Consider the following 11083-nt stretch of genomic DNA (forward strand, 5'->3'; position numbering starts at 1 on the left):
TTTGGCAATATGCCCTTCCAGCATGCCGCGAACGAGAAAGATCTCTTCCAGCTCTTCCAAAGTAACAGGAGCTACCTTCAGCCTTCCGTTCGACTGGCGAACAAGAAAATCTTCATTCTCCAATCGCTGGATGGCCTCTCTCAATGGAGTACGGCTGACGCCCAGCAGTGCGGCAAGGCTCTCTTCATGCACGTTTTGACCCGGTTTCAGTTCGTTATCAATGATCTTCTGCTTCAGTTCAAAATACGTATTATCCTTGGACAATCTGCGTGTCCGTAACATTGAGCTGCTCATTGGCCTATCTCCTCTATATTGCGAATTCTATTTCCAAGTCACTTAAATGTATATTTGTGTAATTGTATAATTGTATACAATTAATACTTGAGACTCACCTCTCTCTCTTTCCTTTTCTCTCGGTTTGTAGATTTAGGCTTATAATACCGATTGAAAATCATTTTGTCTATACTTTCACGTCACTTTTAATGACATTTTGTCATAAAATACTTAGCAAACGCTATCAAAAACGATAAAACCTAAAAATAATGTCATATTAATTAACACTAAATGTCCATTACAACTCCGCTAATTCTTGAGGCAACGAAAATCACTTATTCTACTAAAACCTATTTTCAACCAATGGTACTGTATAATTTCCTATATGATAAAAAAACAAGCCCTGAAAACAGGACTTGTTGGTATAAGGCCATTGCTATTCTCCGTTATCCCATGGACTGCTATCCGGGAAAAGCACTTCTCCGCTTCGCTGTCTAATTTCCACTATTTCCTGCAGGGTTGCCGTCAGCTCTCCGGGAGGGTAAGGCTTGGTTAAATATTTCTGGACATTGTCGAGCATGTTCTTGTCCGCTCTGTCGAGAGCAGAGGAAATAATAATCGGGACATGCTCTGTACGGGCGTCATCCTTCAGCATACGGATCAGATCCCAGCCGTCCAGCTCTTCCCCCAGCATCAGGTCTACAACGATTGCCTCAAAAGGCGTCTTCAACGCCTGCTCATAGGCTTCCTGCGGATGGTAATGATGAGTTACGCGAAAGCCCTTGCCCTTCAGCTCCTCAGACAGCAACAGTGACAGGCTGTAATCATCTTCCACAATCATTACGTTCGGTTTCTGCTCCTTGTCGGCACTCAATTTAATGGGCTCATCTTCATGCCGGCTGCCTGAAGCATTGCGTAGAGGAAGACTGAACCAGACCGTTGAGCCTTCGCCTTCTTCTGACTCAATGCCGATTGAGCCTTTCTGCTTCTCAATAATCTCTTTACAGATCGCAAGTCCGAGTCCCGTTCCGCCGATCCGTTTGGAGGCGCTGTTGTCGACTCTTCTGAATTTCTGGAACAGCTGGCCGATCTGATTTTTGGGAATGCCCAGCCCGTGATCCTGAATCTCCACAACAACCCGCTCCGGTTCATTATGCAGCATTACCTTGATCTCGCTGGCACCCGGCGAGAATTTGATCGCATTACTGAGCAGATTCGTCAGTACCTGGACGATCTTGTCTCTGTCCACGTCAACCTCGGCATTCTGCGCTTCATCTTCCAGCAGAATATGATGTGTCCCGCTAAGCTTGTATTGGTCTATCACTCCGAGGACAAGCTCACTAAGGTTAAGCAGCTCCGGATTATACTGCTGGGTTCCTGATTCCATACGCTGCAGATCAAGGAAATCATTGATCAGTTCGGTCAGACGCTGAGCTTCCCTGTGGATGGTCTCCAGGTATTTCAGCTGCTTCTCCGGCTTCATCGTCTTGGACAGCAGCAGCTCTGTGAAGCCGAGGACGCTCGACAACGGGGTCCGCAGCTCATGACTGACCGTGCTGACCAGCTCCGACTTCATCAGATCCAGCTCATATTCGCGGGTGATGTCGCGGTGGACGAACAGCGTCCCGAAGCGGGTCTCCCGCCGGTATACCGGTATAGCGTACATGTCGATATGCTTCAGCGATTCCTTGCCTAGCGAATACTTCATGGAACTGGATTCAATGAAATGCTCGGACATTGCCTTCTGGTAGAACAGCTCCAGTTCATCCGATTCATTGGCTGTATGGATGAAATGCCCGCTCCAGCGTTCTTTTGAAATAAGATCACCTTCGGACCACTCATTATAGCCGAACATCTGGGCTAGAACCTCATTCATATGCAGCATGCTGCCGTCCATTTGCACAAATTGGATGCCTTCATTGACGTTGTTGACAATATCCTGGTTCAGTCTGCGGCCGTATTCAATCTCCTCGTACATGAACAGTCTTTCTATGGCCAGCGCCACACGGTTCATCATACCTTGGATTTCATTGATCTCGTCTTCACTGAAGGAATGCCCGATCCGGGTGCCGCAGAATACAGCGAGGACATCATCTTGCGCATTCACAACTGTCGAGTAAAAGTCATACGAATCGGTACCTTCAGGTGCAATTCCCTGCTCTCTTAACGTAGACGGCCGCTTGGTGATATAGGATTTCTCCGTCCGCATGCGGTGCAGCATATTGCCGCTTTCAATGCCCAGATAACGCTCAACATTCTCCTTTGGTACACCTTTAACCGCGCTGATGTTGTCTTTGACAAGCAGGAAGAGGCTGGAATCAAAGGCATACTGTTTATTCATGAATTCGATAAATTTCTCGGCAAAATCCTGTTTGTCCAGCGTATATGTGATGTCATGATTCAGCTGGTTGCTGCGTTCCAGCATGATTTTGGTCTGCTCTGTATGCTTGAGTGTCTCTGCCAGCTCCTGCTGTACATTCTTCATAGAGGTAATATTATTCGCAATCAGGATATACTGGTAAATCTGCCCGTCATCATTCAGATAAGGCATAATGGTCATGTGCAGCCAGACCGGATTACCGTTCTTCATGTTCATCCGGATTTCATCGCTCCACACCCCTCCGGTACTCAGCTTGCGGATGATCTGCTGTGTCTGGGAATCTGTGAAATTCTGCAGGTCAAACAAACGGAAGGTCGAACCGATCAGCTCTGCATTCTTATAGCCTGTATAGTCACTCAGGTTCTCGTTGGCATAGGTGAAGATCCCCTTCTGCGTCAGAATGGCAACTGCTGAGGACTGGTCCAGCGCCTTCATCATGTTCTCTATCTCGCTTAGTGAACGTTCCAGCTTGAACTGCTGATCCTGAAGCTCGTCCTGCTGGGCAAGCAGCTCTTCATTCTGCATCATCAGCTCTTCTTCTTTATCCTGTATACTATGGGCCATGTTGAGGAATGCCTCGTAGAGACGGCCGATCTCATCCTGCTTATGCAGCTTGCCCAGCAGCACAGCCTCCCCTGCGGCCAGCGAATTTGTTGCTTGTTCCAGCTGAACGATCGGATCAATAACAATTTTGAGAATCCGCCAGATCATCAGCGTGAATAACAGCAGCAGCGCTGTGCTGAGGATAAAAGCGAGTATCGTAAAATCATTCGCCTGTTTCAGGGATTGGTCGACCATATCACTCAATTGCTGATCTGACCGCGTCTCATAATTCTTCGTATACGCCAGGAAATTATTAACTGACTGCGTGACTCCGTCTTTGGCCAGTACGCGCAGCCCGGCGTAGTCATCCTGCTCAACATAGGCGATGAATTTGGGCAGCGTCACATTCTCATACTGATCTACAAAAGCTTTCAGATCTTCTCTGAAATGCGCTTCCTCCGGTGAAAGATTCAACTGGGAGTAAACCCCGAGAATATTCCCCAGCTTATCCAGCGCTTCATAGGCCAGCTTCAGTTCATTGTCGCTTTTGAGCAGAGAATATCCTCTGACACGGAAGAATACCTCATTCAGCGTCGCAGCCATTTCATTGATCGTTCCGGCCTTATGCTGCAGCACTTCCTGGTTATGGTTCAGCCGCTCCTGCTCTGCATTGATGTAGAGATACAAGCCTGCCCCCGTCAAGATTACCAGTATGATTAAGCCTGCAATAATACGGAAATATTTCTTTTTGATACTCATGTTACTAAGTCTTCTTCTTATCACTGAGAATGCCCTCCACGATCTGCAGAAGCTCCATAGGGCTAAACGGCTTCGGCATAAAATAACGGGCTCCGGCTTCTCTTGCTCTGTTCCGGTCGGCCTCCTGCGCTTTGGCAGTCAGCATTAAAATGGGTGTTGCAGCCTTCATCTCTTCATTCATCAAGCCAAGTACTTCAATTCCTGTCAATTCCGGCATCATGTAATCCAGAATCACCAGATCGAATCTGGTGCCGGACAGTTTCGTCATCGCCTCACGCCCGTTCTCGGCGGTATGCAGCTCGACATCCTCCAGATCCTCCAGCGTATCTTCAATCAGCATACGTAAAACATCTTCATCATCTACAATCAATACTTTTTGCATCTTTCTCACCTTTCAAAATGCACCGCGGATGCTGTACCTTTTTAGAATAAAAATCTGTGTGCCAGCCGTTCAACCCTTGTCAGCATCTCCGGCAAATGAAACGGCTTTACTATATAATCATCGGCACCTAGTTGCAGTGCGTGAATAATATCCTGCTGATTATTTCGGCCGGTAAGCATAATAACGAGTATATTCACTTCCGGATACCTGCTGCGGAGCTGCTTCAGCACTTCCAGTCCATCCAGCTCAGGCATGATTCCGTCCAGGAGAATGATAAATTTATCTTCGGGTGAATACCATTCCGATTGCAGGAACTGTGCTCCGTTTTCGAAGCTGCTTACCTCCATCTTGAGATTATTTGCCGGCTCCCATTCCCTGAACTGCTGGACAACAATCCGGCGGATCAGCGCATCGTCATCGACAACGATCACCTTAAGCACCTGCTCCACTTTACTTGCCGGAAGATACTCGTTATACAGGGTTGTCTGGTTTCTTCCGGCATGTTTGCTGGCATACAGCGCCTGGTCCGCATCCTCAATCAGCTCCTCCGGATCATCCCGCCGGGCCCTGATCTCTGTGATTCCGCCTGAAAAGGTCACACGGAACTGCTGCTGCTTAGCCCAGAAATCCATGGCTGCGAACTGATTCTGGATTCGTTCGATGACAAGCAGCGCGGAAGCCGCATCCGTATTAGGCATGAACAGGGCAAACTCTTCCCCGCCATAGCGGCAGAAGGTATCTTCGACACGGATGGAGCTGCGCACCAGCTCTGAAAAAGCCTGCAGCACCTCATCCCCGACCAGATGGCCGTAAGTATCATTTATATGTTTGAAATAATCCAGGTCGAGCAGCGCCAGTGAGAAAATCCGTTCAGTCCTTCTAAAATCGGATACCAGCTGCTTCATCGTCTGATTAAAATATTTGCGGTTATAGGCGCCGGTCAGCTCATCGATAATAATCGATTTCTGCCACTCCTTCTTCAGCTCAAAGCGGTTCTTGATCAGAACCAGAAACAGGTCGATGTCCACCGGCTTCGGTATGTAATCCATCACACCCAGTGAATACGCGTACAATTGGAGATCCTTGGAATGCTCGCCGCTTATGATAATAATCGGGATACGCTCTTTTTTGGCTTTTCCGATAATCTGGTGAAGGACATCTATTCCGCTCTGATCCGGCAGCAGAATGTCCAGTACAATCATATCCGGCCTGCTCTCATAAAACAGCTTCAGCCCGCGCTCCGCTGACATCGCGATATTTACATAATAAGATTGCTGCTCCAGGGATTCCCGCAAAAAAGCCACTAGCTCCACATCGTCATCCACAAGCAGAATTTCATACTTCTGCTGCTTGGAACCGGTAGAGAGGCTGATTTCCAGCACAGGATCGGGCACGCTTCCGGAGGGTTCCTCTCCGCTAAACAGGTCCAGTACAGGGTGTAAAACCTCGCGCCATTCCGCTTCCATCCAGACTTTATCACTATGATCCGAGAAATAGAGCAGCGTACTGCTGGCAAACCTCTCTACCCGGTCCAGGCCGACGGTTCCCGCGGTTCCTTTTAAATTATGCAGAAAACGGTAGATCTCCCTTTCCCCGACATACTGCTGTCCCGACCATTTATCCAGAGTCTCCTTGGTCCGCTGCTCGACTAGCGCTTTATATTTTCTTGTTGTCATATTAACTCCTTAAACAAATATATCAATCTATAGGACCATGATATTTTTCACAATCAGTCAACTTATTCTAATGAATATAGGCTTCAAGATCAAATATATAATCAGACTGACAAAAAACCTTTGGTTGCCGCCTGTGCCATCATTTGCAATAATGATTGAAACGGTTCATTCCGTTAATGCGGCGGATGAACAAAGAATAGACAAATGGGAGGCTTTTTCATTGAAGGGGATTATTACTGTACTGGGAAAAGACAAAGTAGGGATTATTGCCAAAGTCTGTACATACCTTGCCGAACACAATCTGAACATTCTTGATATCTCTCAGACGATTGTGCAGGACTATTTCAACATGATGATGATTGTAGATATTTCAGCGCCAAGCAAGTCCTTTGAGGAGATTGTCCTGGATCTGCAGCATGTGGGCGAAGATATCGGCGTAGAAATCAAACTTCAGCATGAGGATATCTTCAATATTATGCACCGCATTTAGCAGCGAAAGGATGAGCGAACAATGATTTCACGTGGCGAAGTACAGGAAACCAATCAAATGATCTCTGAAATGAATCTGGATGTCCGCACGATAACGATGGGTATCAGTCTGATGGATTGCGCCCATACCGATCTGCGGGTGTTTAACCAGAATGTATATGATAAGATTACCCGCTCCGCCGAGAAGCTGGTGAAGACCGGTGAGGATCTGGAGCGTCAATTTGGTGTACCGATTGTCAACAAACGGATTTCCGTCACCCCGATCTCCATTGCAGCCGGTGCCGTTCATACGGATTCCTATGTGCCGGTTGCGCAAATTCTGGACAAGGCGGCGAAAGAGGTCGGTGTTAACTTTATCGGCGGATTCTCCGCACTTGTGCAGAAAGGCTGCACTAAGGGCGACCGGATTCTCATAGACAGTATCCCTGAAGCCCTGGCTGTGACCGAGCGTGTGTGCTCCTCTGTGAATGTCGGCTCCTCGCGGAGCGGAATTAACATGGATGCCGTGAAACTGATGGGCGATATCATTATTCAAACTGCGGAGCGTACCAAAGACCGCGATTCCATCGGCTGCGCCAAGCTGGTTGTCTTCTGTAATGCGGTGGAGGACAACCCCTTCATGGCCGGAGCTTTCCACGGTGTAGGCGAGCGTGAACTCGTCATTAACGTCGGTGTCAGCGGTCCCGGTGTCATCAAGCGTGCACTGGAGGAAGTGAAGGGCCAGGACTTCGAGACGCTCTGCGAGACGATCAAACGCACCGCCTTCAAAGTCACCCGGGTCGGCCAGCTGGTCGCCCAGGAAGCCTCCAAGCGTCTGGGTGTGCCATTTGGCATCATTGATCTGTCCCTCGCCCCGACTCCGCTGATCGGAGACTCGATTGCCGAGATTTTCCAGGTCATGGGCCTGGAGGAAGCCGGTGCTCCCGGCACTACGGCAGCACTGGCTATTCTCAACGACAATGTTAAAAAAGGCGGCGTCATGGCCTCCTCTTATGTCGGCGGACTCAGCGGCGCCTTCATACCGGTCAGCGAAGACCACGGGATGATTCAGGCGGTACAGCGCGGCGCGCTGACCCTGGAGAAGCTGGAAGCAATGACCTGTGTCTGCTCGGTCGGACTCGACATGATCGCCATTCCGGGCAGCACCAGCAAAGAGACCATCTCCGGCATTATCGCAGATGAAGCGGCGATTGGTATGGTCAACAACAAAACGACTGCTGTCCGCGTCATTCCGGTAATCGGCAAGGAAGTCGGCGAGATGGTCGAATTCGGCGGCCTGCTCGGCTATGCGCCTGTAATGGCCGTGAATCCGTTCAACTGTGCCGGGTTCGTGAACCGCGGCGGACGGATTCCCGCACCGATCCACAGCTTCAAGAATTAAGTTTACGCAAAAGCGCCGCCCCCTGATTACAGGTGGGCGGCGCTTTTGCGTACGTCTTCATCGGCTACCGGGCGGCAAAAGGCCAGACATGGCCGAGCTTCTCCGGTCCCATGATCAGGTAAACACTCTGAATCTGCTCCCCGCTGCGGTTCAAGGCCAGGCAAAGTACGGCCTTAACTTCGCCTTGATTTCTGTAGACCAGATTAGCTTCACCGTTAATAAGTTCTATAGAGGAAGTCCAGCTGCGCATCCGGACCAGCACCCTGCGCGAGGTGAGCAGTGCCAGTACGCCCTTGCGGCCCACCATCGGCCGGAGGATCGTATGAACTTCCCGCCCTCCTCCATCAGCAACGAGTACGGCTTGCTCGGTGAGGAGAGCGAGCATCCCGCTCACATCATGCGCGGCAAACGCGGCGGTAAACCGCTGAAGCATTCCCGTACGAACCTGCTCCGGTGCAGGAGACATCGCATCACCGGCCGGATCAGCCTGAAGATTCCGCTTCACACGGCTGAAAATTTGCCGGCAGTTGCTCTCCGTTTTGCCTACCATCCCGGCAATCGCTTCATATTCGTATTGGTAAACTTCCCGGAGCACAAACACTGCCCGTTCGACAGGTGACAGCTTCTCCATCAGTACGAGGAATGCTAAGGAAAGGGTGTCCTTGCGCTCAGCCACCGCTTCGGGTCCGTCATACAGCTCGCTCACCGGCTCGGGCAGCCATTCACCGATATAGGTCTCCCTGCGGCTGTATGCGGAATTCAGCAGATTCAGGCAGCGGTTGGTCATGCTTTTGGCCACATAAGCCTTAATGTTATCGATACTAGTGAGGTCACGCCGCTGCAGGTCGGCAAAGCAGTCCTGAACCACATCCTCCGCGTCCGCTACTGTACCTAGCATCCGGTAAGCAATGGAAAAGGCGTACCTTCTGTAGTTAAGGTATAATTCCGCAAGCTCCGCCGGCTCCGCAGACTGCGCGGTTTCCGCTTGACGGTTCCGAGCATTCAACACCATGCTGCCCCCTCCCCTGTACTGTATTTTACATCGATACCCCCGGATACATGCCTGTGGAGATTGCGATCCGGTTCCAGTTGTTAATCGTATTGATGCTCATGATCCAGTCGACGAATTCCTCTTCGCTAACATATTCGCGCACATTATCATAGCCAGCCTGCGGCACACCACCCTGGCTGATAAGGGTTACAGACTCCGCAAGCTCAAGAAGCGCTCTTTCCTTGCCGCTGAACACCGTTGCTTCCCGCCATACGCTGACCAGCACCAGCTTATCCTGGTAATCCCCCAGCTTCAGCAGATCTTTGGCATGCATATCCAGACAAAACGCGCAGCCGTTGATCTGAGATACCCGGATTTTGACCAGCTCGACAAGCACCTTGTCCAGTCCCCTGCCTGCATTATGCTGCTCTGCTGCCATCATTGCCCGGAACGCGGGTGCGTTTACCTGTCTGTAATTAAATCTCAAACTCATTGTTGATCGCCTCCATGAATTAGGTTCAATAGTGGAGACAATGCAGGGATTGCTTTTGTGACAAGTACCTTTAACAAACGCCGCAGCCAGTCCTAAGCCTCTGCTCTCTTGCTCTTTCTGATCGTAATCAGACGCCAGCCCGTCAGCAGTGCTGAAACCAGACAAATGACCGAAGAAGTCATAAAGACCACATGCATGCCCGACAGGAAAATATCCGGACGGCCCGGAACGAGGCCGGTTACCCGGTGCCCGGCCTTGCTGCTCATCACATTGAACAGGATGGATGTGGCAATCGTGATCCCGACGACCATCCCCACATTACGGACCAGTGAATTGACACTGCCCGCGGAACCAAGCTGAGTGCGGGGGACCTTACTCATAATCAGTGAATTGTTCGGAGACTGGAACAGCCCGCTGCCGACCCCGAGCATCGCGATCCACAGTCCGACGAGAATAACGGAGCTTCCGTCATGCAGCCGGGCCAGCCCGAACTGGGCAATCACCATCAGGAGGAGTCCGGCGAAGGTTAAAAATTCGGAGCCGATCTTATCAGACAAAGCCCCGCTGAGCGGTGCGATGACAACCATCGAAATCGGAAAGAGCATCAGCAGAAATCCGGCATAGAACGGCGACAGGCCCAGCATATTCTGCGCATAGAAGGGCGAGATAATATTGAAGCAGAAGTTGGCCACAAATACGAGAAAGGCACACAGAATGCTGAGTGAGAATAAAGAGTTCTTAAACAGGGACAGCTGCAGCAGCGGTGTCTGACTGCGGAGCTCCACGACAATAAAAGCGATGAACGAGGCGGCGGCAGCGATAAGCGCAGTAACGATCATGCTGTCACCATACCCAAGTTGCTGTCCCAGCAGCAGTCCGGCAAACAGTGTAATGATAAAGAACGCAAACAGCAGACTGCCCGGCAGATCAATCCGTGATTTCACCCGGACCAGATCCTTCGGCAGAACCTTCATTCCGAGCGCGAAGGCAATCAGGCCAATCGGCACATTCACCCAGAAAATATATTCCCAGCCCAGGGTGGATACAATAATTCCGCCAAGGCTAGGTCCGGCAATACTGCCCAGAGACACAAAGGTCCCGATCAGGCCAAGCGCCTTGCCGCGTTCGGTAGCCGGAAAAATATCCGTTACTATTCCCTGGCTGTTCGCCATGGTCATCGAAGCACCTATAGCCTGAATGACACGGGAGGCAATAAGGAACGGCAGACTTGTACTCCAGCCGCAGAGCAGCGAGCCGAGGATGAAAATCAATGTTCCGATTCTAAATATTCGGATCTTACCGACCATATCCCCCAGCTTGCCAAAAAACAGAATAACCGAACAAATCGCCATCAGATACCCTGTAGTGACCCATTCGACCTGGGCAACCGGCAGATTCAGCTGCTTCACCAGCACCGGCAGGGCAATATTGACAATGCTTCCGTCCAGGGTTGACATAAAGGTAAACAAATTCAGAACAATCAGAATAATCCAGCGCTTCTTCTGAACCGCGGCATCCTCCTGATAGGTTGCACTTATCGCACTCATGAAAGAACACCCTCTTGAATCAATTTTCAGAATTAGTTGCATGCGCAACAATCTGCATTCCCCAGTTTACAGCAAATTAGTTGCGCACGCAACAACTTTACGGTAAGCTTTTGAAAGAGTGTACTAACAGCAGCGCATGAATCTAAAGAGGTGTCCGTATTGAGAAAAG

9 protein-coding genes are annotated in these 11083 nt (G+C 50.1%); 2 read left to right on the forward strand and 7 right to left on the reverse strand.

Annotation, left to right across the window (positions count from 1 at the left end):
- The 4 genes from AQR02_RS34355 to AQR02_RS15510 all read right to left on the reverse strand — a co-directional run.
- A partial coding sequence (locus AQR02_RS34355) for a GntR family transcriptional regulator (protein WP_245237488.1) occupies positions 1 to 294 on the reverse strand: 294 nt, incomplete at its 3' end.
- Between the two features lie 415 nt (positions 295 to 709).
- Positions 710 to 3955 carry an ATP-binding protein gene (locus AQR02_RS15500; protein ID WP_054941250.1) on the reverse strand — a complete coding sequence of 1082 codons (3246 nt, stop codon included), beginning with the start codon at positions 3953 to 3955 and terminating at the stop codon, positions 710 to 712.
- 4 nt (positions 3956 to 3959) lie between these two features.
- A complete protein-coding gene (locus tag AQR02_RS15505) occupies positions 3960 to 4337 on the reverse strand; it encodes a response regulator (RefSeq protein ID WP_054941251.1) in 378 nt (125 codons plus the stop codon).
- Positions 4338 to 4378: 41 nt separating this feature from the next.
- Entirely contained in the window at positions 4379 to 6013 is a 1635-nt protein-coding gene (locus AQR02_RS15510) for a GGDEF domain-containing response regulator (protein WP_054941252.1), read from the reverse strand.
- 220 nt (positions 6014 to 6233) lie between these two features.
- Here AQR02_RS15510 and AQR02_RS15515 point away from each other — a divergent pair, with 220 nt between their 5' ends.
- A complete protein-coding gene (locus tag AQR02_RS15515) occupies positions 6234 to 6503 on the forward strand; it encodes an ACT domain-containing protein (RefSeq protein ID WP_054941253.1) in 270 nt (89 codons plus the stop codon).
- 24 nt (positions 6504 to 6527) lie between these two features.
- Entirely contained in the window at positions 6528 to 7883 is a 1356-nt protein-coding gene (locus tag AQR02_RS15520; RefSeq protein ID WP_245237617.1) for a PFL family protein, read from the forward strand.
- 64 nt (positions 7884 to 7947) lie between these two features.
- On the opposite strand, the gene AQR02_RS15525 is transcribed toward AQR02_RS15520, so the two are convergent.
- The 3 genes from AQR02_RS15525 to AQR02_RS15535 all read right to left on the reverse strand — a co-directional run bounded on the left by AQR02_RS15525 (position 7948) and on the right by AQR02_RS15535 (position 10914).
- A complete protein-coding gene (locus tag AQR02_RS15525) occupies positions 7948 to 8895 on the reverse strand; it encodes a sigma-70 family RNA polymerase sigma factor (RefSeq protein ID WP_054941255.1) in 948 nt (315 codons plus the stop codon).
- Positions 8896 to 8920: 25 nt separating this feature from the next.
- Positions 8921 to 9367: a carboxymuconolactone decarboxylase family protein gene (locus AQR02_RS15530; protein WP_054941256.1), complete on the reverse strand. Its 447-nt coding sequence runs from the start codon at positions 9365 to 9367 to the stop codon at positions 8921 to 8923.
- 92 nt (positions 9368 to 9459) lie between these two features.
- The gene (locus AQR02_RS15535) at positions 9460 to 10914 is read right to left on the reverse strand and encodes an MFS transporter (RefSeq protein WP_054941257.1); all 1455 of its coding nucleotides are present in this window, start codon (positions 10912 to 10914) and stop codon (positions 9460 to 9462) included.
- Positions 10915 to 11083: the final 169 nt, after the last annotated feature.

Origin of the sequence: Paenibacillus ihuae (assembly GCF_001368795.1) — a bacterium.
In the GTDB taxonomy this organism is placed as follows: domain Bacteria; phylum Bacillota; class Bacilli; order Paenibacillales; family Paenibacillaceae; genus Paenibacillus_AQ; species Paenibacillus_AQ ihuae.

Coding starts and splice junctions, on each gene's coding strand:
- AQR02_RS15500 (WP_054941250.1), bottom strand. CDS start 3,955: ATGAGTATCAAAAAGAAATATTTCCGTATTATTGCAGGCTTAATCATA.
- AQR02_RS15505 (WP_054941251.1), bottom strand. CDS start 4,337: ATGCAAAAAGTATTGATTGTAGATGATGAAGATGTTTTACGTATGCTG.
- AQR02_RS15510 (WP_054941252.1), bottom strand. CDS start 6,013: ATGACAACAAGAAAATATAAAGCGCTAGTCGAGCAGCGGACCAAGGAG.
- AQR02_RS15525 (WP_054941255.1), bottom strand. CDS start 8,895: ATGGTGTTGAATGCTCGGAACCGTCAAGCGGAAACCGCGCAGTCTGCG.
- AQR02_RS15530 (WP_054941256.1), bottom strand. CDS start 9,367: ATGAGTTTGAGATTTAATTACAGACAGGTAAACGCACCCGCGTTCCGG.
- AQR02_RS15535 (WP_054941257.1), bottom strand. CDS start 10,914: ATGAGTGCGATAAGTGCAACCTATCAGGAGGATGCCGCGGTTCAGAAG.